A 23,002-nucleotide genomic window follows, 5' to 3' on the forward strand; every position below is an offset into this window, starting at 1 on the left:
GAAGGGTGGGAGCGAACATGACTGTGACAACGGTGAAGACACCGAACCTTGCCGAGATCGCGGCGGAGGAGCTCGCCGCCGCGGTCGCCGCCGCGCTGCGTCCCGACGACGCGCCGCTCGACTACGGCCCGTGCCGACGGGGGGTCGGCGCGGCCGTGGAGCGGCTGGGCGCGGCGCTGCGCGAGCTGATCAGCGAGCTGACCCCGAGGGCACCGTCCTCACCCGACAGTGCCGTCGCGCGGGCGACCGACCTGGCGGCGGACATCCGGTTCGTCCGCCCGGTCGGGCTGTGAGCCAGGGCTGGAGGTAACCGCAGGACACGGCCGAAAGTCCCTCGGGATCGAGGCCCAACGCCTGCGGCGCGCCCGCCACCCATCTCGTACGTTCGCTTCCAGGGCGGGGCGGAAGGTGGCAGACGATGGTGGAGGCAGCGGTCCGGGGCCCGGTCCTGGTGGGTGTGGACGGGTCCGGCGCGGCATTGCGGGCAGTGTGCTGGGCCGCGGACGAGGCAGTGCGCCGGAAGGCGCCCTTGCGGATCGTGCATGCGGGGGCGCAGGGGGACGGATGCACGGCCGAAGCCGCCGCGATGGTGGCGCCGGGGGTAGAGCTGACCACGGCGGTTTCGGCCCAGCCGCCACTGAGGGCGTTGCTGGAGGAGTCGGAGACCGCCAGGATGCTGGTCCTCGGGCCGACCGGGCTGGACGCCGTGCCCGGCGTGCCCGCCGGCTCGCTGCCCGCGAAGCTCGCGGCGCACGCGCACTGTCCGGTCACCGTGGTGCGGGGCGATGAAGACCGCCCGGCCGGGCCGGTGGTCGCGGGGATCGACGGCGGCCCGCTGACCGAGGTCGTCATCGCCACGGCGTTCGAAGAGGCGGCGAACCGGGGTGTTCGGCTGGTCGCCGTGCACTCCTGGAGTGATGCGGACTTCCAGGGCGTGTCGTTCGACGGGTTGCGCTACCTGGGCTGGGAACCGGTCGCCGACGCCGAGCGCGTGCTGGGGGAGAGCCTCGCAGCCTGGCAGGAGAAGTACCCCGAGGTCGTGGTGGACCGGGTGGCCGTGCGCGATCGGCCCCGGCACCTGCTGCTGGAATGGAGCCGGCGCGCACAGCTGGTCGTCGCCGGGCATCGGGGCCGCGGCGGGTTCGACGGCCTGGCGCTGGGCTCCGCCGCCCAGGCACTCGTCGACCACGCGCACGGCCCCGTGCTCGTCGTCAGGCAGCCGGGAAGTCGGTGGAACGGCTGACCTCGGCCCACCGCTGCGCCTCCTCGGCGCGCGAGCGCGAGGACTGCTCGGCCCGGGCGAGCGCGTCCGAGCCCAGCAGCAGCCGCAGCGGCGGTTCGTCGAGCTTCGCGATGTCCACCAGGGCCTTCGCGCCGCGCGCCGGGTCGCCGGGCCACGTGCCGGCCGTGCTCTCGCGGAACCGGTGGATCTCCCCGACGGTCTGCTCGTAGTCCTCGCCGACCGCCGGCCGCCGCATCGACGAGCCGCCCCAGTCGGTGCGGAACGCGCCCGGCTCGACGATCGTCACCTTGACACCGAAGGGCTTCACCTCGGCGGCGAGCACCTCCGAGAAGCCTTCGACACCGAACTTCGCGGTCTGGTACGCGCCCATACCGGGTGTGCCCCCGACGCGGCCGCCGATGGAGGAGAACTGCAGGAACAGCCCGGAGCGCTGCGCACGCAGCACCGGAAGCGCGGCCCGCGTGACGTTGACGACGCCGAACAGGTCCGTCTCGATCTGCGCGCGGAAGTCGTCCTCGGTCATCTCCTCGATGGGTGCGCTGTCGGCGTAGCCGGCGTTGTTCGCGACCACGTCGAGCCGGCCGAACTCGTCGACCGCGGTCCGCACCGCCGCGCGAGCCGCCGCCGCGTCGGTGACGTCGAGCGCGACGGCGCGCACCTGCTCGCCGTACTTGTCGACGAGCTCCTGCAGCTGTTCGGGACGGCGCGCGGTCGCGACGACCCGGTCGCCGTCTTCGAGCGCCGCCAGGGCGAGCTCCCGGCCGAAGCCGCGGGAGCTGCCGGTGATGAGCCAGGTCTTGGTCATGTCTTCCTTCTTCCTCAGTGCACGGAGCGGATGGTGCCGCCGTCGACCCGCAGCGTCGCGCCGCTCACGTAGTCGGCGACGGGGCTCGCCAGGTAGGCCACCGCGGCGGCGATCTCTTCGGCGCGGCCCGAGCCACGGGCCGACGCCAGCTCGGCGAGGAGCTTTCGACGCTGTCCACGAGGATCGCGCCGGGCGCGACCACGTTGGACGTCACGCCGGTGCCCGCGACCTCGTGGGCGAGCGAGACCGCGAGGTTGTGCCGTGCGGCGTAGGCCCGCAGCCAGATCTCCGGGGTCGCGTCCGTCCATGACACGTGGTCGTAGCTGCCGGCGTTGTCGACCAGGATGTCCACCGGTCCCGCGGCTGCCGCCACGGCGTCCGCGCCCTCGTCGGTCGCCAGATCGCCGATCGCGAGGTCGGCGCCGATGGCGGTGGCAGCCGCGGCGAGCAGCGTGGCGATCGGTTCGCCGAGACCCGGAACTCGATCCCGTCACGAGGGCCCGCCGGCCCGTCAGCTGCAGATCCATGTCTTCTCCCGGCTATGTCTACCACTGTAGACCTCGCTTTGAGTCTACACTCGTAGACATGACTTCTGCGGACCGTGCCAGACCCGCGCGGAAGGCGGCCGCGACGCGGGAGGCGATCCTGCGCTCGGCACAGGCCGCCTTCACCCGAGGGGGCTACGACGGGGTCGGCGTGCGGGAGATCGCCGAGGGGGCGGGCGTGACGGCGATGCTCGTCAACCGGTACTTCGGCTCGAAGGAGCGCCTGTTCGCCGAAGCGGTCGAAGTGACCTTCGCGACGCCGACGCTGCTCACCGACGACGCGACGTCCCTCAGCCGTGACGTCGCGAAGGCGCTCACGTCGTCCGACGGCCGCAGCGTCAACGGCTTCCTGCTGATGCTGCGGTCGGTGTCGAACCCGCGCGCGGTGGAGATCCTGCGCGACGCGATCAACCGGCACTTCCGGCGGCGGCTGGCGGCCCTGTTGCCGGGTGAGCGCGTCGAGGAGCGGGCTGCGCTGTTCCTGTCCGTGATCGCGGGCTTCCAGCTCATGCACAACGTCGTGGGCGACTCGGCGCTGGCGAACGCGGGGGAGCGGCTGGAGCGGCTGTTCCGGGTCCTGACCGAAGCGGACGGCCAGGGCGTGCCGGAGTAGCTTCCGGGGATGGCGAACAGGGGCCCGTTGACCGGCGGGGAGAAGGAAAGTCTGCGGCACAGCCTCGACCGGCATCGGGACGTGGTGCTCTGGAAGGTCGAGGGCCTGGACGACGCGCGGTTGCGGGAGCGCAGGACGCCGTCGGGCACGACGCTCCTGGGACTGGTCAAGCACCTGGGCGCGATGGAGTACAGCTGGTTCTGCGGCACCTTCGGGGTGGAAACCGAGCCGCTGCCGCTCGACGACGAAGACCCCGAGGCCGACCTGCGGGTGGAGCCGCACGAGACGGCCGAGGAGATCGTGGCGTTCTACCGGCGGGCCCGCGCCGCCGCGGACGAAGTGATCGAGGCGCGGGGGCTCGACGAGCAGGGCACGGCGTGGTTCGGTTCGGCTGTGTCGCTGCGGTGGGTGCTGATCCACATGATCGAGGAGACCGCGCGGCACGCGGGGCACCTGGACATCGTGCGCGAGCTGATCGACGGCAGCACCGGCGACCACCAGCGGTCATGACAGTCCTCGGCCGAGGACCCGGGTGACCTCCGCGAGCGCCTGCGCCGAAGTGGCCGGCCAGTCGGTCCCCCGCCGACGAATGGCACGCGCACAGGATTACCCGCTGAAGCGCCTGCGGCGCCAGTGGATTACAGCAGCTTGTCCAGCGTGATCGGCAGGTCGCGGACGCGCCGTCCGGTCGCGTGGTACACCGCGTTCGCCACCGCGGCCGCCGCGCCGACGATGCCGATCTCGCCGATTCCCTTGCTGCCCATCGGGTTCACGTACGGGTCGTGCTCGTCGATCCAGTGCGCCTGGATGTCGCCCACGTCGGCGTTCGCGGCGATGTGGTACTCGGCCAGGTCGTGGTTGACGACGTGCCCGGTGCGCGGGTCCAGCACGCTGTTCTCGTGCAGCGCCATCGACAGCCCCATCGTCATCCCGCCGACGAACTGCGACCGCGCCGTGCGCGGGTTGATGATCCGCCCCGCCGCGAACACGCCCAGCATCCGCGGCACCCGCACCTCGGCGGTGTCGGCGTGCACGCGTGCCTCGACGAACTGCGCGCCGAACGCGTACATCGCGTACCGCTCCATGTCCTCGTTCGGCCCGGCCGTGGCCCCCGCCGCATCGCCGTCGTCCGGATCCCCGCCGAACTTGTCGCGGAACACCCGCGCCGCCTCGACGATCGCCCAGCCCCAGCTCGCCATGCCCGAGGACCCGCCGGCCACCGGCGCGGTCGGGTACGCAGTGTCGCCGATCCGGACCTCGACGTCCTCCGGCGGCACGCCCAGCGCGTCCGCCGCGACCTGCGGCAACGCGGTCCACGTGCCGGTGCCCAGGTCGGCGGCACCGATTTCGGCGATGTACCGCCCTTTCTCGAAGCGGATGTTCGCCTCGGCACCCGCCTTGAAGTACGTCGGGTAGACCGAAGCCGCGACACCGGTGCCGACGAGCCACCCGTTCTCCCGGCGCACACCCGGCCGGGGATCGCGCTGCGCCCAGCCGAACCGTTCGGCGCCCTCGCGCAGGCACGCGACGAGGTTCCGGCTGGAGAACGGGTTGCCGGTCTCGGGGTCGCGCTCCGGCTCGTTGCGGATCCGCAGCTCGATCGGGTCCAGGCCCAGCCGCTCGGCGAGCTCGTCCATCGCGACCTCGGGCCCGAACATGCCGGGGCACTCACCCGGCGCCCGCATCCACGACGGCACCGGCACGTCGAGCGCGGCCAGGCGGTGGCTCGTGCCGCGGTTGGGCGAGGCGTACATCATCCGCGCCGCGACAGCGGTCTGCTCCGCGAACTCCTTGATCTTCGAGGTCTGCTCGACGACGTCGAGCGCGAGCGCCGAAAGCCTGCCCTCGGAGTCGGCGGCGAGCCGCATCCGCTGGATCGTCGGCGTGCGGTACCCGGCGAGCGAGAACATCTGCTGCCGCGTGAGGGCCAGCTTCACCGGCCGGTTCTCCACCGCACGCGCGGCGATCGCGGCCAGCACGACGTTCGCGTGCGGCAACCCCTTCGAACCGAAACCGCCGCCGACGTACGGGCAGATCACCCGGACCCGCTCCTGGTCGAGCCCGAAGATCTCCGCGATCGCGTCGCGTGCGGGGTGCACGCCCTGCGTCGAGTCCCACAGCGTCAGCGACCAGCCGTCCCACAGCGCGGTCGTCGCGTGCGGCTCCATCGGGTTGTTGTGCAGCATCGAGGTCGAATAGGTCTCGTCGAGCGTCACCTCGGCGGCGGCCATGGCGGCGTCCACGTCGCCTTCGCTGGTGTCGGCCGGAAAGCTCGGGTTGACCTTCTCGGGCTTGTACAGGTCCTCGCGGTCGGCGGACAGCTCGGTGTCGTGCGGCTCCTGCGCGTAGTCGACGCGGATGAGGTCCGCGGCCTCGCGCGCGATCTCCGAGGTCTCCGCGATGACCACTCCGATCAGCTGCCCGCGGAACGCGACGTCGCGGTCCTGCAGGATCGCGAGCTCCTTGTCCGCCAGGGAGGCCAGCCGCTCGGCCTCGCCCGCGACGATGACCGAGAGCACGCCGTCGAGGTCGCGCGCCGTCGAGGCGTCGATCGACTCGATCCGGCCGCGGGCGATCGTCGCCTGCACGGGATGGCAGTACGCCGGGCGCTCCACCGGGGTCTCGTAGGCGTACGTCGCGGTGCCGGTGACCTTGGACCTGCCGTCGCGGCGCGCGGTGTCGAGGCCGATCGCGTGCGGTTCGAGGAGCCCGGTCATGCGCATACCTCCCGGAGGACGGCGATGAGCGTGCGGGTGAGCAGCGGGATCTTGAACCCGTTGCCGCCGTCCAGCCCGTCGAGCGGCCGCGCGTCGGCGAGCTCGGCCTCGGCCGCGGCGCGGAAGCTGTCCTCTGTGGACGGTGCGCCGCGCAGGGTCTCCTCGGCGCGGTGCGCGCGCCACGGTTTGTGCGCGACACCGCCGAACGCGATCCGCACGTCCCGCACCGTGGCGTCGGCGACCTCCGCCGCTACCGCGACCGAGACCAGCGCGAAGGCGTAGGACGCGCGGTCGCGGACCTTGCGGTAGCGCGACCGCTGGGCCATCGGCAGCGCGGGCAGGTCGATCGCGGTGATCAACTCGCCGTGCGCCAGTACCGTGTCCCGCTCGGGCGCGTCGCCGGGCAGGCGGTGCAGCTGCGTGAACGGGATGGTCCGCTCGCCGTCCGGCCCGAGCACGCGAACCTCGGCCTCGAGCGCGGCGAGCGCGACGGCCATGTCGGACGGGTGCGTGGCGATGCAGTGCTCGGACGCGCCGAGGATCGCGTGGTACCGCGTGTAGCCGCCGAGCGCCGAGCAGCCGCTGCCCGGCTCGCGCTTGTTGCACGGGGTGGTGACGTCCTGGAAGTACACGCACCTGGTGCGCTGCAACGGGTTTCCGCCCGTAGTCGCCATGTTCCGCAGCTGCCCGCTGGCGCCGGCGAGCAACGCCTGCGCCAGCACGGGGTAGCGCTCGCGCACCCGGCGGTCCGCCGCGAGGTCACTGTTGGGCACGGCCGCACCGATCGACAGGCCGCCGTCGCGCTCGGTGATCTCCTTCGACGTCAGCGAGCGGACGTCGACCAGGAGACCGGGCTGCGCGACCCCCAGCTTCAGGTGGTCGACGAGATTGGTGCCACCGGCCAGAAAAGTGGCCGCGGGGTTGCCGGCGACGGTTCGCACGGCCGTCCGGGCGTCGGCGGGCGCCTCGTAGGCGAACGGCTTCACCGGGCCTCACCGGCCTGCCGCACGGCCGAGACGATGTTGACGTACGCGCCACAGCGGCACAGGTTCCCGCTCATCCGCTCCGCGACCTCTTCGCGGGTCAGCTCCGGTTCGGCATCGAGGTCCTCGGTGACGTGGCTGGGCCAGCCGTTCCCGACCTCGTCGAGCACCGCGGCCGCCGAGCAGATCTGGCCCGGCGTGCAGTACCCGCACTGGAACGCATCCTGGTCGATGAACGCCTGCTGCAGCGGATGGGTCAGCCCGGCTGCGGTGACGACCTCCGCGCCGTCGTGGGCGATAGCGAGGGTGAGGCAGGAGAGCACCCGCCTGCCGTCGAGCAGGACCGTGCAGGCGCCGCACTGCCCGTGGTCGCAGCCCTTCTTCGGGCTCAGGTTCCCAACCCGCTCGCGCAGGGCGTCCAGCAGGGTCGTGCGGGGATCGATCGGGATCCGGCGCTCCGCACCGTCCACGCGCAGCGTTGTCGAGGCCTCCATCCCGGAGGCCTACCCGTGCTGGTCGGCAGCAAACCCTAGGCTGCGAAGGTGACGACACTCGATCTCGAACCGTCCGGGCTCGCCGTGCTGACGATCGACGCCGGACCGCTGAACCTCTACACCCCCGAACTGCACGAGGACCTCGACGCCGCGCTCGACCGGCTGCCCGCGGACACGCGAGCCCTGCTGATCCGGGCCGACGGCAAGATCGTCAGTGGCGGGGTCGACGTCGGGCAGTTCGCCGCACAGGAAAGCCCCGAACAGGCGAAGGTCCTGTTCGACCGGATGCTGACGCTGCCGGACCGGATCGCCGCACTGGAGTTCCCGACGGTGTTCGCCGCGCACGCGCTGTGCCTGACCTGGGCTTTCGAGCTCGCAGTCGCCTGCGACATCATCCTCGCCGCGGAGCGCGCGAGCTTCGGGCTGGTCGAGAAGGTCGTGGGGCTGACCCCGACCATGGGCGGCACCCAGCGGCTCGCCGCGCGGGCCGGCGTCGGGCGTGCCAAGGAGTTCGTGATGACCGGCGAGCGCTACCCGGCGGCGACGCTGGAGCGGTGGAACGTCGTGAACCGGGTGCTGCCCGACGAGGGGTTCGACGACGCGGCCCGCGCGTTCGCCGCGTCGCTCGCCGAAGGTCCGACGAGGGCGCACGCCGCGACCAAGCGCGTGCTCGACCACTTCCAGCACGGCGGCGTGCCCGAGGCCAACGCGCACATCACCACGATCGCGGCCGACCTCTACCGGACCGAGGACCTGCGCTCGGCCGTGCGGTCGTTCCTCGCCGAGGGCCCCGGCAAGGCGACCTTCACCGGCCGCTGACGTCGTACGCGGCCAGGAAGACCCGGGCCCCCGCGTCGGCGAACCGCTCCAGTTCGCGCGGCGCAGGAGTGTCCGCGAACATCGCCTCGTCCAGCGGCTGGCCCAGGACCAGGAACGCGAAGTGCCCGGCCGCGAGCCGGGGGTCGTCGACCGCCAGCAGGCCGCGCTCGGCCAGCCGCGCGAAGCAGTCGGCGAGCCGCGTCAGCGTGCCGCCGATGGCGCGGTCGTAGTAGCCGCGGGTCAGCGCAGGCAGCCGCCCGGACTCGCCGATGATCAGCCGGCGTAGCTGCACGACCTGGGGCTGCAGGACGGCGACGAGGTACTGGCGGGCGAGCGCGTGCAGGTCGTGTGCCAGGTCCGTGGTCTCGGCCAGCGACCTGATCTCCTCGCCGAACGGCTCGGCCACCCGCTCCAGCGTGCCCTGGATGATCTCGCCGAACAGCGTCTCCTTGTCGGCGAAGTGCTTGTAGACGGTCTGCTTCGACACCGCCGCCTTCGCCGCGACCTCGTCCATGCTCGTGCCCTGGTAGCCCTTCGCGAGGAAAAGCTCGGCGGCGGCGCCCAGGATCGACTGGTGTTTGCGGGCGGATCTGGTCAGCTCCTCGGTCACGGGTCTACAGTACTGGACCGTCCAGTACTAACAGAGGGAGACGCCATGAAGTTCCGTGCCGAGCTCGAGCTCAACGGCAAGACCGCCACCGGGATCCAGGTGCCGGACGAGGTGGTGGGCGAGCTGGGGTCCAAGCGCCCCGCGGTGCGCGTGACGATCAACGCCCGGCACACCTACCGCAGCACGGTCGCGTCGATGGGCGGGCGGTACCTGCTGCCGGTCAGCGCCGAGCACAGACAGGCGGCCGGCGTCGCGGCGGGCGACGAGGTGGAGGTCGAGCTGGTGGCGGACACGGCGCCCCGGGAGGTGACGGTGCCGGCGGACCTCGCCGCCGAGCTGGGCAAGGACGAGACGGCGAAGAAGTTCTTCGACGGGTTGTCCTACAGCCACCAGCGCGCCTACGTGCAGTGGATCGAGGACGCGAAGAAGGCCGAGACCCGCCAGCGGCGGGTGGGCCAGGCGGCCGAGATGCTGCGCGAAGGCCGCCGCCGATAATTTCTCACCGACGATGTCGAGAACCTCGCGCCCGCTCCGACCACTTCGCGAGAGGATGCCGGAGACGAAGGAGCGAGACCATGAAATACCTGCTCATCATGCACATGAACCCCCGGATCTGGGAGTCGCTGACCGAGGCCGAGCGCCAGTCGGTGATGGAGGGGCACGGGAAGTTCATCGAGACGATCCGCGAGTCGGGCGAGCTCGTCAGCACCGAGGCGCTGGGCGACCCGTCGGCGAGCGCGGTCGTGCGGGTGCGCGACGGGGCACCGGTCGTGACCGACGGGCCGTACCTGGAGACGAAGGAGTACCTGGGCGGGTACTACCTCGTCGACGTCGAGAACAAGGAACGCGCGTACGAGCTGGCGGCGCTGATCCCGGACGCGTCCGTCGACGGGCTCGGCATCGAGGTGCGGCCGGTGATGTTCTCGGCCGGCATGGAGATGTGAGCGCGCCTGCTCGCGTCGAGGACCTGCTGCGCGAGTGCGCGCCGCAGGTCCTCGGCGCGCTGGCCCGCCGGTACGGCCGGTTCGGCGCGTGCGAGGACGCGGTGCAGGAGGCGCTGCTCGCCGCGGCGGTGCAGTGGCCGGACGAGGGCGTGCCGGCGAACCCGCGCGGCTGGCTGGTCACCGTCGCCTCCCGCCGTCTCGTCGACCTCACACGCAGCGAAGAGGCGCGGCGGCGGCGCGAGGAGACGGTCGCGGCGATGCCCGTGCCCGACGAGCCGCCGCCGGCCGAGGACGACACGCTGACGCTGCTGTTCCTGTGCTGTCATCCGGAGTTGTCGGCGGCGTCGCAGGTCGCGCTCACGCTGCGGGCCGTCGGCGGCCTGACGACCGCGGAGATCGCGCGGGCGTTCCTGGTGCCGGAAGCGACGATGGCCCAACGGATCAGCCGCGCGAAGCAGCGGATCAAGGCCTCCGGCGCGCGGTTCCGGATGCCGCCGGAGCCGGAGCAGGCCGACCGGCTGCGGGTGGTGCTGCACGTGCTGTACCTGATCTTCAACGAGGGGTACACCGCGAGCTCGGGCCCGGACCTGCAACGCAACGACCTGACGGCGGAGGCGATCCGGCTGACCAGGGCGGTGCACGCGTTGCTGCCGGGCGAGGGGGAGGTCGCGGGCCTGCTGGCGCTGATGCTGCTGACCGACGCGCGGCGCCCGGCGCGGACCGGGGCGGACGGGGCGCTGATCCCGCTGGCCGAACAGGACCGCGCCCGCTGGCACACCGAGTCCATTGTGGAGGGTGTCGCGCTGGTCTCGGAGTCGCTGGCCAGGTCGGAGCTGGGGCCGTACCAGCTGCAGGCGGCGATCGCGGCGGTGCACGCGGAGGCGCCGTCCATGGCGGCGACCGACTGGCCGCAGATCCTGGTGCTGTACCGGATCCTGGAGCGGATCTCGCCGAACCCGACGGTGACACTGAACAGCGCGGTGGCCGTCGCGATGGTCGAGGGGCCGCGGGCGGGGCTGGCGGTGCTGGACACGCTGACGGGAAGCCTGCCGGAGCACCACCGCCTGGACGCGACGCGCGCCCACCTGCTGGAGATGGCGGGGGAGACCGGAGCGGCGCGCAGGCACTACGAACGCGCCGCCCGCGCGACGGCGAGCATCCCCGAGCGGCGGTACCTGGAGGGAAGGCTGCGGGCGCTGGGAAACTGATTGCCGGCGCCCGCCGCCGAGCGCTCAGGCCTTCGCGAGCCACGGGTAGCGTGCCGTGTCCTTGCCCGCGTAGTCCGGGTCCAGGTAGACGAACACCCGCTGGATCTTCCAGTCGCGGATCTCGAACACGTCGCACCACCGGCCCGCGCCCCAGTCGGGCACGCCCGCGCGCCAGGGGCCGTCCTGGTGCTCGCCATAGCTGGTGCCCTCCACGACGACCGTGTCCGAGCCGGAGAAGATCCAGTTGAAGGTCGCGTAGTCGTGCCGGATCGCGCGGATCGTGCCGCCCACGTCGCCGAACAGCTTCCCGATCTCCGCCTTGCCGTTCGCCAGGCCCCACTTGGGGAAGCACGCCTGCGCGTCCTCGGCGAACAGGTCGAGGATCCCGCCGCCGCCGCTCGTGACACCACCGTTGTCGAAGGCCTTCAGGTACTCCAGTGCGACCGACTTCCGTTGCTCGTCGGTCATGGTCTGGGTCGACAGCGCCATCGCTGACTCCTTCCGCCGCTGCGACGGTAACCCGATCTCCTCGCGGCGGACAGGTTCTTGACAGGATGCGGCTCGCCCAGGCAGTCTGCTGGACCACTGACCTAGTGGACTAGTGGATGAGCCAATGGAGGCGATATGCCGCGCACGCCCAGTCCTGTCCGCACGCACCGCCGCCGGGCCGTCGTCGCCAGTACCGTCGGCACGACGATCGAGTGGTACGACTTCTTCCTCTACGGCACCATCGCCGCACTCGTGTTCCCGAAGCTGTTCTTCCCCACCGGATCCGCGGGCGCGGGCGTGCTCGAATCGTTCGGCACGCTGTTCGTCGGTTTCGCGGCGCGGCCGGTCGGTGCCGCGATCTTCGGCCACTACGGCGACCGCGTCGGCCGCAAGGCCACCCTGGTCACCACGCTCCTGCTGATGGGCATCGCCACGGTGCTCGTCGGCGTCCTGCCCGGCTACGCGGCGATCGGCCCGGCCGCGCCCGTCCTGCTGACCCTCCTGCGCGTCGTGCAGGGCATCGGCGTCGGCGGCGAGTGGGGCGGCTCGGTGCTGATGGCGATGGAATGGGGCGGCAAGGGCCGCCGCGGTTTCCTCGCCAGCCTGCCCCAGCTCGGCGTGCCGCTCGGCCTGCTGCTCTCGACCGCGGCGGTCAGCGCGTGCACCGCGCTCAGCGGCGGCGGGTTCGAGAGCTGGGGCTGGCGGGTGCCGTTCCTGCTCAGCATCGTGCTCATCGGGATCGGCCTGTGGGTGCGGCTGAAGGTGCTGGAGAGCCCGGAGTTCGCGGAGGTCAAGCGCACCGTCGCGGTCGAGCGGCGGCCCGTGCTGACCGCCATCCGCCGCCATCCCAGGGAAATTCTCACCTCGGCGTTCGTGCGGTTGTCCGAGCAGGCGCCGTTCTACCTGTTCATCACGTTCGTGCTCACCTACGGCACCAAGGAACTGGCCCTGCCGCGGACCCAGCTGCTCGACGACACCATGATCGCGGCGGGCGTCGGGCTGGTGAGCGTGCCGCTGTTCGGGCACCTGTCGGACCGCTTCGGGCGCCGGCTCGTCTACGGCGCCGGCATCGTGTGCACCGGGCTCTACGCCTTCCCGTACTTCGGGTTGCTCGACACCCGGTCCGCCGGGCTGGTCCTGCTGGCCATCGTGGTCTCGCTGATCGTGCACGACCTGCAGTACGGGCCGCAGGGCGCGCTGATCGCCGAGAGCTTCGGCACCAGCGTGCGTTACAGCGGGGCCGGGATCGGCTACCAGCTCGCGTCCGTCATCGCCGGGGGACCGGCGCCGCTGATCGCCGCCGCGGTCCTGCAGCACACCGGTTCCAGCACGGGGATCAGCTGGTACATCGTCGGCTGCGCGGTGGTGTCGCTGGCCGCGCTGATCCTCATGCCCCGGCGCGAGGCTGCCGGGGAGAGCGCTGCCACCGAGACGGCGGCGGCGCGCGCGGCGGGATAGGAATTCGTCCTTCGGGGTATTGCTCGGCCATGATGAAGGTGACCGCAGCTGATCTCAGGGCCCTCCTTCAGTCCGGAGCGGGCACGAACCTCGTCCTGGAAGGCGGGCAGGTCCTCGTCGTACCGCCCGGACAGGCCGCCGAGCACGAAGGCGCGCTGACCGTGGCGTCGTGGGAGGACGTGCGCCGACGGCTGGGTGACGACGCACAGGACGAGCGGGCGCTCCAGGAGCAGGCGGAGATCCTGACCACCGAGATCACCGAGCTGGGTGCGTGATGACCACGGCCACCGGAGTCATCACCACCTCGATCCCGGCGAGACTCGACCGCCTGCCCTGGTCCCGGTTCCACTGGCGGATCCTGATCGGGCTGGGCACGGTCTGGATCCTCGACGGCCTCGAGGTCACGATCGTCGGGTCCGTCGCCGACCGGATGACCGAGAACGGCAGTGGCGCCGGGATGGGCTCCGGCGACGTCGGCGTCGCCGCCGCGTTCTACGTCGCCGGTGCCTGTCTCGGCGCCCTGCTGTTCGGGCAGCTGACCGACCGCTACGGCCGAAAGAAGCTGTTCCTGGTCACGCTCGGGGTGTACGTGGTCGCCACGGTCGCCACCGCGTTCACCTTCGCGCCCTGGTTCTTCTTCCTCGCGCGCTTCGTGACCGGCGCGGGCATCGGCGGCGAGTACTCGGCGATCAACTCCGCGATCGACGAGCTGATCCCGGCGCGGCTGCGCGGCCGGGTCGACCTCGTCGTCAACGGCACCTACTGGGGCGGGTCCGCCGCCGGCGCGGCGCTGGCGCTGGCGCTGCTCGACACGTCGATCTTCCCGATAGGACTGGGCTGGCGGCTCGCGTTCGGCCTCGGCGCGCTGCTCGGCGTGCTGATCCTCGTCGTGCGGCGGCACGTGCCGGAGAGCCCGCGCTGGCTGTTCATCCACGGCCGCGAGGACACGGCCGAGGAGATCGTCGGCGGCATCGAGAAAGAGGTGGAGCGCGAGAGCGGCGAGAAGCTCGAAATGCCCACGGAGACGCTCAAGATCCGGCAGCGGAACAGCATCCCTTTCCGCACCATCGCGCGGACCGCGTTCAAGACCTACCCGCGCCGGGCGGCCCTCGGGCTGGCGCTGTTCGTCGGGCAGGCGTTCCTCTACAACGGGATCACCTTCAACCTGGGCACGATCTTCAGCACGTACTACGGCACCACGTCGAGCTTCGTACCGGTGTTCATCGTGATCTACGCGATCGGCAACCTGCTGGGCCCGCTGCTGCTGGGCCGGCTGTTCGACACGGTCGGTCGCCGTCCGATGATCACCGTCAGCTACCTCGGGTCCGCGGTGCTGAGCGTGCCGCTGATCTTCGTGTTCCTCAGCGGTGCCGGTGGCCCGTGGGGCTTCCTCGTCCTGCTGGTGGCGACGTTCTTCCTGGCCTCGGCCGGGGCCAGCTCGGCATACCTGACGGTCAGCGAGATCTTCCCGATGGAGACGAGGGCGCTCGCCATCGCCTTCTTCTACGCGATCGGCACCGGGGTCGGCGGGATCGTCGGGCCGCTGATGTTCGGCTCGCTGGTGGAGGCGAACGACCGTGGCCTCGCCGCGGTCGGGTTCGCCGTCGCGGCCGTGGTCATGGCCGTCGGCGGTGTCGCCGAGCTGTTGTTCGGGGTCAAGGCGGAGAACGCCTCGCTGGAGGCCATCGCGAAGCCGCTGACCGCGCAGTGACGGCTCAGCGCCGGTGCGACGGCTCGTGCCGCAGGTCCGCCAGCCGAAGGCTCTCCCCGCGCCGGAGCATCCGCACGGCGGTCGCCGGCTTCTGCTCGGCGACCGCTTGCAGGAAGTTCGACACCGGCGAGGTGAAGTTCGCGTAGTCGTCGAAGTGCACCGGCACGGCGTGCGCGGGCCGCAGCAGTTCCAGCAGCCGCACGCCCTGGCGGTCGTCCATCGTGACGAGCACCCCGAGCACGCGGGTGCCGCCCAGGTGCACGATCGCGAGGTCGAGGTCCGGGTAGCGCTCACGGATCTGGTGCAGCTCGTGGTACATGACCGTGTCGCCGCTGACGTAGAGCCGCAACGGCCGGGTGTCCGGCGACGCGGTGTAGGTCCAGATGCTGCCCATCACCGGCGGCAGCACCCGGGCGAGCGGGCCGGGCGCGTGCTGCGCGGGCACGGCCGTCACGGTGAGCGAGGCGTCGCCGTCGGTCAGCGTCTCACTGGACCACGTCTGCAGCGCGACCGTCGCCCGGAACCCGCGGCGGCTCAGCCGGTGGGCGGCGTGCGCGGTCGTCAGCAGCGGGACGTCCGCGGCGAGATCCCGGCGGGCGACCCGGTCGAAGTGGTCGCCGTGCAGGTGCGACAGCACCACGGCGTCCAGCGGCGGCAGCTCGCGCAGCTGGGCCGCGGGCTCCGTGCGGCGGCGGGAGAACAGGCCCTGGCCGAAGTAGCACCACTGGCCGCGGTGGAGGAAGTTCGGATCGGTCAGCACGGTGAACGGCCCGAGCCGCAGCAACGTGGTCGCGGTGCCGATGAAGGTCAGGGAGTCGCCGGCGGGCAGCGCGAGGGGTTCAGGCATAGTCCGGGGGCTACCCGGCAATCCTGGCCGCATGCCACCACTTCGCACCGCGTTCGACGCACTCGCCCGGCTGCGCGACGCCCGCGCGTTCCATCCCAAGGGCGCGCGCGTCGACGGCGAGCTGACCACCCTCGACGCCGGCCCGTGGCCACTGCCCGCCGGCAGTGCGCAGGTGGCGGCGCGGTTGTCCAAGGGCGCCGGTGTGCCGGACGGCTTCCGCGACGTGCTCGGGCTGGCGGTGCGCGTGCCGCTCGAGACCGGGCCGTGGGACCTGACGTTCTCCACGATCGGCTCGCTGACCCGGATCCTGCCGTTTCCCGCGCGCGGGTGGTGCGACGCGTCCTACAGCAGTTTGGCGCCCTACCGGGTCGGCGGGCAGCTGCGGTGGCTGCTGGCGCGGGCGGCGCGGGACCAGCCGAAGGTGGACGCGTCGCTGCGGGCCGCCCGGCGCCTGGTGCGCGGCGGCGGGTTCGAGCTGGTCCTGTCCTCGGCGACGGCGATCGGGGTGCCGCAGCCGATCGCCCGGCTGCGGCTGCACACCGTCTGCGATGACGCCGGGCAGCCGACCTTCGATCCGATGCTCAACCATCCGCCCGGCGTGACTCTGTACCCGGACTGGCTGACGAAGGCGCGGGAGCTCGCCTACGCCGGTAGCCGCGCGGGGCGTGCCTGACGCCCGGTCTTTCCCGATTTCGACCGCTCGGTCCAGACGTCGACCGTGCGGCGTGGCGAGGGGCGTCGTGCTCAAGTCTCGGCCGTGCTGGCAGCCGAGGAGGGCCGTGGTGCCGCCGCGACCGCCCGGGCGGGGACGCTCGCTAGTCCTTGCCGAGGGCCTTGCGGATCGCGTCGCGGGCGCGGTCCATGATCGCGACCGGGGCGCCGAGCAGGGCGTTCGCCGCCGCGCCCTCCACGCCCGGATGCGGCCGGGTGGGGGCGACCGCTTCGGCGGCCTTCACCGTGTCGGCCATGGCGCGCAGCCGCTTCTCGTCGTAGGCCTTGCGCAGCAGCGGGAACTCGTCGTGCTCCTCGTGCTCGGCGTGCGCGAGGACGTCGTCGCGCAGCTGGAACAGCAGCGTGTCGAAGCCCTCGGCGTCCGGCCCCATCTCGTCCAAAGTGGACAGCAGCTCCTTAGCGCGGTGCTCCTCGCCGACCCTGGCGTCCACCACCGGCTCGCCGCCCTGCTGCTTGCGGACCTCCGGGTGGACCAGCTCCTCCTCGGCGGTCTCGTGCACCGACAGCAGCCGCACGAGCTCGCGGAACGCCCCGGCGCGCTCGTCGTCCTTGGCGCGCTCGACCTCGCCGAAGAGACGGCGGATCTCCTGGTGCTGTTGCTCGAGCAACGTGATGACGTCGTTCGCCACGGTGTTCCTCCTTCGGGGATGTCCAGGGGTGAGTACCCGGCGTCCGGCGGGGTAACCGGGCCGCCATGGCAGAGGAAGAACCGGCGCCCGATCGCAGCACCCTCGGCAGCCGGATCGTGACGAAGGCGACGGAGTGGCTGGGTTCGGTCGCCACCGTCCTCGCGGCGGTCCTGCTGGTGCTGGCCTGGCTCGTGGGGCTGCTGTTCACCCACGACCTGGAGAACTACCAGCTGATCCTCAACACCGCGACCTCGATCGCGACGTTCGTGATGGTGTTCATCATCCAGTCCGCGCAGAACCGCGACAGCCGCGCCATGCAGGCCAAGCTCGACGCCCAGAACCGGGTGCTGGCGGCGATCGCGAAACACGGCGAGGTGGCGGACCCGCAGGAGCTGCTCGACCTGGTGGCGCTCGAAGAGGCGCCCGAACGGCAGATCCAGTCCTACCAGCACCACGTGCGCCGGCGGTACTGACGCGCACCGCGACAGCGCGACCGGTGGCCTCACCGATGCCGGGCGCGGCGGAACGGCTCCAAGATTCCACGCCTGATCCTCGAACCGCATTCGGCGGACAGCCGTGATGCAGGCGGAACGAGTTGTCGTGGAAGGTGGTCGTCCAGGCGTGCTGGAGGAACGAAGACGCCGGCTGGCCGCGTTGCTGCGCCCCGAACTGCCCGGCCTCGTCGAGGAGATGACGCGCGAGATCCGGCGGGCCGTGCCCGAATACGGCCGCCCGCTCGACGACGCGCACGCCGGGGTGTTGCGGGAGCGGGTGCAGTACGCGGTCAAGCTGTTCGTCGATCTGCTCGAACATTCGCAGCCGGCGCGTACCGACGCCGAACGCGTCTTCCGCGGCGTCGGCCGTGCCGAAGGGCATTCGGGCCGCACGCTCGATCAGCTGCACGCGGCGCTGCGGGTCGGCGGCCGGGTCGCCTGGCGCCGGGTGGCCAGGGTCGAACAGCAGCGCTCGCTGCCCGCGGTGGACGTGTCGTGGCTGGCGGACCGGCTGTTCGTCTTCCTCGACGAGCTGGCCGGGGTGGCGGTGCGGGGCTATCGCGAGGTGCAGGCCCAGGCCTCCGACGCCGGGCGCGGCATGCGCCGCAGGCTGCTGCAGCTGATGCTCAACCGGCCCGGCGCCTCGGTCTCCGCCGTGGCCGACCTCGCGCGGACCATCGGCTGGACCGTGCCCGAGCAGTGCGCACTGGTGGCGATCGACGCCGAGCCCAGCGGGCACCTGCGCCCGGACCCCGTGCTGGGTCCCGACGTGCTCGCCGACCTGCGCGAACCCGAGCCGTGCCTGCTGCTGCCCGGCCCGGTGACCAGCGACCGGCTGCAGCGGCTGTCCGCCGCCTTCCACGGCGCGCGGGTGGCGGTCGGGCCGACCGTGCCGGTCGCCGAGGCGCCGGCTTCGCTGCGCTGGGCCCGGCAGGCGCTGCGCCTGGTCGCGGACGGGGTGCTGCCCGACGTGCCGGTGACGGTGTGTGCCGAGCACTGGTCCACGCTGTGGCTGCTCAGCGATCCGGCCCTGCTCAAGCAGGTCACCAAGCGGCGGCTCACCCCGCTCAACGGGTTCCCGCCAAAGCAGCGCGCGCGGCTGGCCGGCACGTTGTTCGCCTGGCTGCAGGCGCAGGGCAACGTGCAGGAGGCGGCGACGAAGCTGCGGGTGCATCCGCGGACGGTGCGCTACCGGATGCGCCAGATCGAGGACGCGTTCGGCGGGGACCTGCACGACCCGGCGGCGCGGTTCGAGATCGAGGCCGCGCTACGGGCGCTCGACCTGCTGGGTATCGGGTACTGAGCACGACCGCCCCGGCCGGCGCCACGCCGACCGGGCAACGCCTACCGTGGGCGATCATGCCGGACATGAAGCGTCGCCCGCACTGGTACGAGGAGGGACAGGAACCGGACTACCGGTTCACCCTGGCCAACGAACGCACCTTCCTCGCCTGGCTGCGCACCGCACTCGCGCTGCTGGCGGGTGCGGTCGCGCTCGCCCAGCTCGTGCCGCCGTTCAGCGTCGCCGGGCTGCGGACCGGGCTGGCCGTGCTGCTGGCCGTCACCGGCACCGTGCTCGCGGCGTTCTCCTACCGGCGGTGGGCGCGGGTGCAGCGCGCGATGCGCAACGGCAGGCCGCTGCCGATGACCTGGCTGCCGTTCGTGGTCGGCTGGGCCGCGGCGCTGTGCGGGGTCGTGGTGCTCGTGCTCGTGCTGACGCATCCGCGATGAGCGATCGGGGGCTGCAACCCGAGCGCACCGCGCTGGCCTGGCAGCGGACCGGGCTGGCCGCGGCCGTCGTGGCCGTGCTGCTGGTGCGCGACGGCGTCGTGCACGGTTCGGCGTGGGGGATCGCGGCCGGCGCGTGCGCGGCCCTGGCGGTGCCGCTCTCGGCGCTCGCCGCCAGGGCGACGCCCAGCGCGTGGACGCGGTTGACGCTGGTGACGGGCGCGGTGGTGGCCTCGGGGCTGTGCACGGTGGTCCACCTGCTGCTGCACTACGACGGGTGACGCCGCAACCGGACCCGGTAGGAGTAGTGCTCCGGCAGGAAGTGGCTGATCGCGAGCTCCACCGGCTGGCCGGAGGACGAGAGGTACAGCCGGTCGATCCGCAGCAGCGGCCTGCCGACCTCGCAACCCAGCTGCTCGGCGATCTCGGGCGTGGCGAGGCCGACGGTCACGCTCTGCTCGGCCTCGGTGATCGGGTCGGGCAGCCGGCCTTCGAGCAGGCCGATGATCGTCGCCCGGCTGCGCGCGCCCGGTTCGGTGACCTCGGGCGCGGACTCCAGCAGTTTCGCGACGGCTGGCGGCAGGAACATCGTGGTGAGGCAGAACGGGATCTCCTCGTGCACGCGCAGGAACTCCAGCCTGCCCACCCGGTCCGAGTGCAGCCGCAGCCTGCCCGCCGCGTCCACCTCGATCTGCCGCCGCAGCGGCGCGACCACCCGCATCTCGGTGTCGATCGACAGGCCCATCAGGTCCTCGATCGAGCCGAACTGCCGCAGGTACTGCTCCTCGGTGGGCGCGGCGAACGTGCCACGTCCCGGCACCCGGTACACCATGCCCTCGGCCACCAGGTCCTGGAACGCGCGGCGCACGGTCTGGCGGCTGACCCGGTGGCTGTCGGCGAGCTCGGCTTCGGTGGGCAGGCGCACGCCGTCGGGGAACTCGTGCCGCAGGATGGCGTCGCGCAGCTCGCGGGCGAGGCGGACGTACGCGCTGTCGGCCATCAGGCGTCCAGGCCGCCCCGGCTGACCAGCTGCCGGGCGATGACGTTGCGCTGGATCTCGTTCGTGCCCTCGCCGACGATCATCAGCGGCGCGTCCCGGAAGTAGCGCTCGACGTCGAACTCGGTCGAATACCCGTAGCCGCCGTGGATGCGCACGGCGTTCAGCGCGATCTGCATCGCGGTCTCCGACGCGAACAGCTTCGCCATCCCGGCTTCCATGTCGACCCGGCGCCCGGCGTCGGCCTCGCGGGCGGCGTGCAGCGTGAGCTGCCGGGCGGCGGTGAGCGAGGTGGCCATGTCCGCGAGGTAGTTGCCGACCGACTGGTGCTGCCAGATCGGCTTGCCGAACGACTCGCGCTCCTGCGCGTACCGCAGGGCGTCCTCGAACGCGGCCCGCCCGACGCCCAGCGCCCGGGCCGCGACCTGCAGGCGACCGGTCTCCAGGCCCTTCATCATCTGCGCGAAGCCCTTGCCCTCGACGCCGCCGAGCAGCCGTCCGGCGGGCACCCGGTAGTCCTCGAACGCCAGCTCGCAGCTCTCGACGCCCTTGTAGCCGAGCTTGGGCAGGTCACGCGAGACCGTCAGGCCGGGACCGTGCTCGGCGAGCAGGATCGACACGCCCTTGTGCTTGGGCTCGGCGGCGGGATCGGTCTTGCACAGCAACGCGATCAGGCCCGAGCGGCGGGAGTTGGTGATCCAGGTCTTGGTGCCGTTGACGACGTACTCTCCCCCGCCGGCTACGCCCCCACTGCCCTCGCGGCGGGCGACAGTCCGCATGGCCTGCAGGTCGGAGCCACCGCCCGGCTCGGTCAGCGCCATGGTCGCACGCAGTTCGCCGGTCGCCATCCGCGGCAGGTAGGACTGCTTCTGCTCGTCGGTGCCGAAGTGCAGCAGCAGCTTCGACACCACCGTGTGCCCGCCCATCGCGCCCGCGAGGCTCATCCAGCCGCGCGCCAGCTCCTCGGTGATCAGCACGTAGCAGGGCGTGGACACCGGTGTGCCGCCGTACTCCTCGGGGATCGCCAGGCCGAAGATCCCCAGCTCCTTCATCTGGTCGATGAGCCGTTCGGGATAGGTGTTGGCGTGTTCGAGCTCCCGGGCGACCGGCCGGACCTCCTTGTCGACGAACTCGCGCACGGTGCCGACCGCCAGCTGCTCGTCCTGGCTCAGACTGTCGAGGGTGCTCATGTCGTTATTTGTACGGCCAAATCCTGGTGCCGGTCAATGGCCCGCCTCTGGGAAAGGTTGACGAGAACGCCGTCCCCGACACACACTGACCGGAGCTTTGTACGGCCGAAACGAAGGAGTGGCATGGACCTGGGCGCGCACGTGGTGGACTGGCGGCCGGGCCCGGTGACCTCGGCCGACGAGCTGCCCCCCGGCCCCGCCGCCGCGCTGTCCGCGGTGTTCGACCAGCCGCCGCCCGGCGGGGCGCTGCCGCCGCTGTGGCACTGGCTGTACTTCCTCGACTGGCCCGCGCAGGGGGAGCTCGGCGAGGATGGCCACCCCCGTGACGGCCACTTCCTGCCGCCGATCCCGGACCGCCGCCGGATGTTCGCCGGTGGCAGGCTCGAGGTGCAGCGGCCGCTGGTGCCCGGCACGCCTGCCGAGCGGGTCAGCAGCCTCGGCGAGGTCACGGTCAAGCAGGGCAGCACCGGCGAGATGATGTTCGTGACCGTGCGGCACGAGATCAGCCAGGACTCGCGGCTGTGCGTCGTCGAGGAACAGGACATCGTCTACCGTTCGGGTGAGGACGAGCGGCGGCGCGGAATGCTTTCGGCGAGCGCGGAGGAGGCGCCGGAGTCCGATGCGGAGTGGCAGCTCGCCCTGCGACCCGACTCGCGGTTGCTGTTCCGGATCAGCGCGCTGACGGCGAACGCGCACCGCATCCACTACGACGAGCCGTACGTGCGCGAGGTCGAGGGCTACCCGGGGCTCGTGGTGCACGGGCCGTTGCTGGTGCTGCTGATGCTGGAGCTGGTGCGGGACAAGCAGGTGCGCTCGCTGTCCTACCGGCTGCGCCGCCCGGTCTTCGCCGGGGAGCACCTGCGGGCGCTGGGCGGTCCGGAGAACGGCGGGGCGAGCCTGCGCATCGCGACCGCCAGGGAGGAACGCAGTGCGACGGCCGAGGTGAGCTTCGCATGACCGTCCAGTTCGGACAGATCGTCGCCGCGCGGGCCCTGCTGTTCGTGCCGGGCCACCGGCCCGACCGCTTCGACAAGGCCGTCGCCTCCGGTGCGGACGGCGTCATCCTCGACCTCGAGGACGCCGTCGCGCCCGCTGACAAGGATGCCGCCCGCGAGCACGTCGACGAGTGGCTTTCCCGTGGTGGCAAAGCCCTGGTCCGGATCAACGGCAGTGACACGCCCGAGTTCGAGGCCGACCTGGCGGTGGTGGCGCGCCGCGGCTGCCCGGTCGTGCTGCCCAAGGCCGAGGACCCGTCGGTGCTCGCGGGCATCGAGGCGCCGCTGGTCCCGATCATCGAGACCGCCGCCGGGATCGAGGCGGCGACGGCGTTGTGCGCGGTCAAGAACGTCGCGCGGGTCGCCTTCGGCAGCGTCGATCTCGCGACCCAGCTCGGTGTCCGGCACGACGACGAGATCGCGCTCGGCTACGCCCGGTCCCGGCTGGTGCTGGCCAGCACCGCCAACGGGATCGCGCCGCCGATCGACGGTGTCACCACGGATCTCGGTGACGAGAACGTGCTCGAAGCCGACATCCAGCACGCCCGGCGGCTGGGCTTCGGCGGCAAGCTGTGTATCCACCCGAAGCAGGTCGCGGCTGTGCGCAAGGGTTTCGCGCCCACGGAGGCGGAGCTCGCCTGGGCGCGCCGGGTGCTGGAGGCGGGCGAGTCGGTGTCCGCCGTGGACGGTCAGATGGTGGACCGGCCGGTGCTGGAACGGGCGCGGCGGTTGCTCGCGCAGCAATGAGGAG

Annotated in this window: 29 protein-coding genes; 18 read left to right on the forward strand and 11 right to left on the reverse strand. The window is 72.0% G+C overall.

Going from position 1 to position 23,002, the window contains the following annotated elements; genetic code table 11:
• The first annotated feature begins 17 nt into the window (after positions 1–17).
• Entirely contained in the window at positions 18–293 is a 276-nt protein-coding gene (locus tag LWP59_RS10155) for a hypothetical protein (protein WP_144643803.1), read from the forward strand.
• A gap of 125 nt (positions 294–418) precedes the next feature.
• Positions 419–1,243 (forward strand): universal stress protein, encoded by an 825-nt coding sequence (locus LWP59_RS10160; protein WP_144643802.1) that lies wholly within the window; start codon positions 419–421, stop codon positions 1,241–1,243.
• On the opposite strand, the gene LWP59_RS10165 is transcribed toward LWP59_RS10160, so the two are convergent.
• Complete coding sequence (locus LWP59_RS10165; RefSeq protein WP_144643801.1) at positions 1,212–2,048, reverse strand: oxidoreductase; 837 nt, start codon at positions 2,046–2,048, stop codon at positions 1,212–1,214. The two genes, LWP59_RS10160 and LWP59_RS10165, sit on opposite strands and share 32 nt — an antisense overlap.
• A 14-nt stretch (positions 2,049–2,062) precedes the next feature.
• Positions 2,063–2,575, reverse strand: coding sequence for an SDR family oxidoreductase (locus LWP59_RS40650; RefSeq protein WP_186383537.1), 513 nt, complete (start codon positions 2,573–2,575; stop codon positions 2,063–2,065).
• A gap of 58 nt (positions 2,576–2,633) precedes the next feature.
• On the opposite strand from LWP59_RS40650, the gene LWP59_RS40305 reads away from it, so the two are divergent.
• Together LWP59_RS40305 and LWP59_RS10185 are read left to right on the forward strand one after the other, a co-directional pair.
• Positions 2,634–3,206 carry a TetR/AcrR family transcriptional regulator gene (locus tag LWP59_RS40305; protein WP_144643800.1) on the forward strand — a complete coding sequence of 191 codons (573 nt, stop codon included), beginning with the start codon at positions 2,634–2,636 and terminating at the stop codon, positions 3,204–3,206.
• A 9-nt stretch (positions 3,207–3,215) separates the two neighbouring features.
• Positions 3,216–3,716 carry a DinB family protein gene (locus LWP59_RS10185; RefSeq protein ID WP_144643799.1) on the forward strand — a complete coding sequence of 167 codons (501 nt, stop codon included), beginning with the start codon at positions 3,216–3,218 and terminating at the stop codon, positions 3,714–3,716.
• 128 nt (positions 3,717–3,844) lie between these two features.
• Here the strand turns inward: LWP59_RS10185 and LWP59_RS10190 are convergent, their stop codons facing one another.
• From LWP59_RS10190 to LWP59_RS10200, 3 genes are read right to left on the reverse strand one after another with little or no spacing between them, the layout of a single operon-like run.
• Positions 3,845–5,923 carry a xanthine dehydrogenase family protein molybdopterin-binding subunit gene (locus LWP59_RS10190; RefSeq protein WP_144643798.1) on the reverse strand — a complete coding sequence of 693 codons (2,079 nt, stop codon included), beginning with the start codon at positions 5,921–5,923 and terminating at the stop codon, positions 3,845–3,847.
• Positions 5,920–6,909, reverse strand: coding sequence for an FAD binding domain-containing protein (locus LWP59_RS10195; RefSeq protein ID WP_144643797.1), 990 nt, complete (start codon positions 6,907–6,909; stop codon positions 5,920–5,922). The genes LWP59_RS10190 and LWP59_RS10195 overlap by 4 nt, the downstream gene beginning before the upstream one ends.
• Positions 6,906–7,400: a 2Fe-2S iron-sulfur cluster-binding protein gene (locus LWP59_RS10200; protein ID WP_144643796.1), complete on the reverse strand. Its 495-nt coding sequence runs from the start codon at positions 7,398–7,400 to the stop codon at positions 6,906–6,908. Before LWP59_RS10200 ends, LWP59_RS10195 begins: the two co-directional genes overlap by 4 nt.
• Before the next feature lie 48 nt (positions 7,401–7,448).
• Here LWP59_RS10200 and LWP59_RS10205 point away from each other — a divergent pair, with 48 nt between their 5' ends.
• Complete coding sequence (locus tag LWP59_RS10205) at positions 7,449–8,219, forward strand: enoyl-CoA hydratase/isomerase family protein (protein ID WP_144643795.1); 771 nt, start codon at positions 7,449–7,451, stop codon at positions 8,217–8,219.
• On the opposite strand, the gene LWP59_RS10210 is transcribed toward LWP59_RS10205, so the two are convergent.
• On the reverse strand, positions 8,206–8,829 hold the full coding sequence (locus LWP59_RS10210; protein ID WP_144643794.1) for a TetR/AcrR family transcriptional regulator: 624 nt from the start codon (positions 8,827–8,829) through the stop codon (positions 8,206–8,208). The two genes, LWP59_RS10205 and LWP59_RS10210, sit on opposite strands and share 14 nt — an antisense overlap.
• A 45-nt stretch (positions 8,830–8,874) precedes the next feature.
• Between LWP59_RS10210 and LWP59_RS10215 the strand changes: the two genes are divergently transcribed.
• The 3 genes from LWP59_RS10215 (at position 8,875) to LWP59_RS10225 (ending at position 10,981) form a co-directional block, all read left to right on the forward strand.
• Positions 8,875–9,324 (forward strand): YdeI/OmpD-associated family protein, encoded by a 450-nt coding sequence (locus tag LWP59_RS10215; protein ID WP_144643793.1) that lies wholly within the window; start codon positions 8,875–8,877, stop codon positions 9,322–9,324.
• 80 nt (positions 9,325–9,404) lie between these two features.
• Positions 9,405–9,773: a YciI family protein gene (locus LWP59_RS10220; RefSeq protein ID WP_144643792.1), complete on the forward strand. Its 369-nt coding sequence runs from the start codon at positions 9,405–9,407 to the stop codon at positions 9,771–9,773.
• The gene (locus LWP59_RS10225) at positions 9,770–10,981 is read left to right on the forward strand and encodes an RNA polymerase sigma factor (RefSeq protein ID WP_144643791.1); all 1,212 of its coding nucleotides are present in this window, start codon (positions 9,770–9,772) and stop codon (positions 10,979–10,981) included. The genes LWP59_RS10220 and LWP59_RS10225 overlap by 4 nt, the downstream gene beginning before the upstream one ends.
• A 24-nt stretch (positions 10,982–11,005) precedes the next feature.
• Here the strand turns inward: LWP59_RS10225 and LWP59_RS10230 are convergent, their stop codons facing one another.
• On the reverse strand, positions 11,006–11,470 hold the full coding sequence (locus LWP59_RS10230) for a nuclear transport factor 2 family protein (RefSeq protein WP_144643790.1): 465 nt from the start codon (positions 11,468–11,470) through the stop codon (positions 11,006–11,008).
• 135 nt (positions 11,471–11,605) lie between these two features.
• Here LWP59_RS10230 and LWP59_RS10235 point away from each other — a divergent pair, with 135 nt between their 5' ends.
• The 3 genes from LWP59_RS10235 to LWP59_RS10245 are packed head-to-tail and all read left to right on the forward strand — an operon-like array spanning position 11,606 to position 14,639.
• Entirely contained in the window at positions 11,606–12,928 is a 1,323-nt protein-coding gene (locus tag LWP59_RS10235) for an MFS transporter (protein WP_144643789.1), read from the forward strand.
• Between the two features lie 38 nt (positions 12,929–12,966).
• Positions 12,967–13,203, forward strand: coding sequence for a hypothetical protein (locus LWP59_RS10240; RefSeq protein ID WP_373299400.1), 237 nt, complete (start codon positions 12,967–12,969; stop codon positions 13,201–13,203).
• Entirely contained in the window at positions 13,203–14,639 is a 1,437-nt protein-coding gene (locus LWP59_RS10245) for an MFS transporter (protein ID WP_144643788.1), read from the forward strand. Before LWP59_RS10240 ends, LWP59_RS10245 begins: the two co-directional genes overlap by 1 nt.
• Positions 14,640–14,643: 4 nt before the next feature.
• Here the strand turns inward: LWP59_RS10245 and LWP59_RS10250 are convergent, their stop codons facing one another.
• The gene (locus tag LWP59_RS10250; protein WP_144643787.1) at positions 14,644–15,486 is read right to left on the reverse strand and encodes an MBL fold metallo-hydrolase; all 843 of its coding nucleotides are present in this window, start codon (positions 15,484–15,486) and stop codon (positions 14,644–14,646) included.
• A gap of 31 nt (positions 15,487–15,517) precedes the next feature.
• Here LWP59_RS10250 and LWP59_RS10255 point away from each other — a divergent pair, with 31 nt between their 5' ends.
• Positions 15,518–16,159: a hypothetical protein gene (locus LWP59_RS10255; protein WP_144643786.1), complete on the forward strand. Its 642-nt coding sequence runs from the start codon at positions 15,518–15,520 to the stop codon at positions 16,157–16,159.
• Positions 16,160–16,301: 142 nt separating this feature from the next.
• On the opposite strand, the gene LWP59_RS10260 is transcribed toward LWP59_RS10255, so the two are convergent.
• Entirely contained in the window at positions 16,302–16,847 is a 546-nt protein-coding gene (locus tag LWP59_RS10260; RefSeq protein ID WP_144643785.1) for a hemerythrin domain-containing protein, read from the reverse strand.
• 65 nt (positions 16,848–16,912) lie between these two features.
• Here LWP59_RS10260 and LWP59_RS10265 point away from each other — a divergent pair, with 65 nt between their 5' ends.
• From LWP59_RS10265 to LWP59_RS10280, 4 genes are all read left to right on the forward strand, one after another.
• Positions 16,913–17,320, forward strand: a complete 408-nt coding sequence (locus LWP59_RS10265) for a low affinity iron permease family protein (RefSeq protein ID WP_144643784.1) — start codon at positions 16,913–16,915, stop codon at positions 17,318–17,320.
• Between the two features lie 148 nt (positions 17,321–17,468).
• Complete coding sequence (locus LWP59_RS10270) at positions 17,469–18,644, forward strand: PucR family transcriptional regulator (protein ID WP_229857266.1); 1,176 nt, start codon at positions 17,469–17,471, stop codon at positions 18,642–18,644.
• 56 nt (positions 18,645–18,700) lie between these two features.
• On the forward strand, positions 18,701–19,072 hold the full coding sequence (locus tag LWP59_RS10275; protein WP_229857265.1) for a YidH family protein: 372 nt from the start codon (positions 18,701–18,703) through the stop codon (positions 19,070–19,072).
• A complete protein-coding gene (locus LWP59_RS10280) occupies positions 19,069–19,350 on the forward strand; it encodes a DUF202 domain-containing protein (protein ID WP_144643783.1) in 282 nt (93 codons plus the stop codon). Before LWP59_RS10275 ends, LWP59_RS10280 begins: the two co-directional genes overlap by 4 nt.
• Here the strand turns inward: LWP59_RS10280 and LWP59_RS10285 are convergent.
• The gene (locus LWP59_RS10285; protein ID WP_144643782.1) at positions 19,338–20,069 is read right to left on the reverse strand and encodes a GntR family transcriptional regulator; all 732 of its coding nucleotides are present in this window, start codon (positions 20,067–20,069) and stop codon (positions 19,338–19,340) included. The genes LWP59_RS10280 and LWP59_RS10285 overlap by 13 nt on opposite strands.
• Positions 20,069–21,256 (reverse strand): acyl-CoA dehydrogenase family protein, encoded by a 1,188-nt coding sequence (locus LWP59_RS10290; RefSeq protein ID WP_144643781.1) that lies wholly within the window; start codon positions 21,254–21,256, stop codon positions 20,069–20,071. Before LWP59_RS10290 ends, LWP59_RS10285 begins: the two co-directional genes overlap by 1 nt.
• A gap of 123 nt (positions 21,257–21,379) precedes the next feature.
• Here LWP59_RS10290 and LWP59_RS10295 point away from each other — a divergent pair, with 123 nt between their 5' ends.
• A complete protein-coding gene (locus tag LWP59_RS10295) occupies positions 21,380–22,213 on the forward strand; it encodes an FAS1-like dehydratase domain-containing protein (RefSeq protein WP_144643780.1) in 834 nt (277 codons plus the stop codon).
• Entirely contained in the window at positions 22,210–22,998 is a 789-nt protein-coding gene (locus tag LWP59_RS10300) for an HpcH/HpaI aldolase/citrate lyase family protein (RefSeq protein WP_144643779.1), read from the forward strand. Before LWP59_RS10295 ends, LWP59_RS10300 begins: the two co-directional genes overlap by 4 nt.
• Positions 22,999–23,002: the final 4 nt, after the last annotated feature.

This window comes from Amycolatopsis acidiphila, assembly GCF_021391495.1.
Classification (GTDB): Bacteria; Actinomycetota; Actinomycetes; order Mycobacteriales; family Pseudonocardiaceae; genus Amycolatopsis_E; species Amycolatopsis_E acidiphila.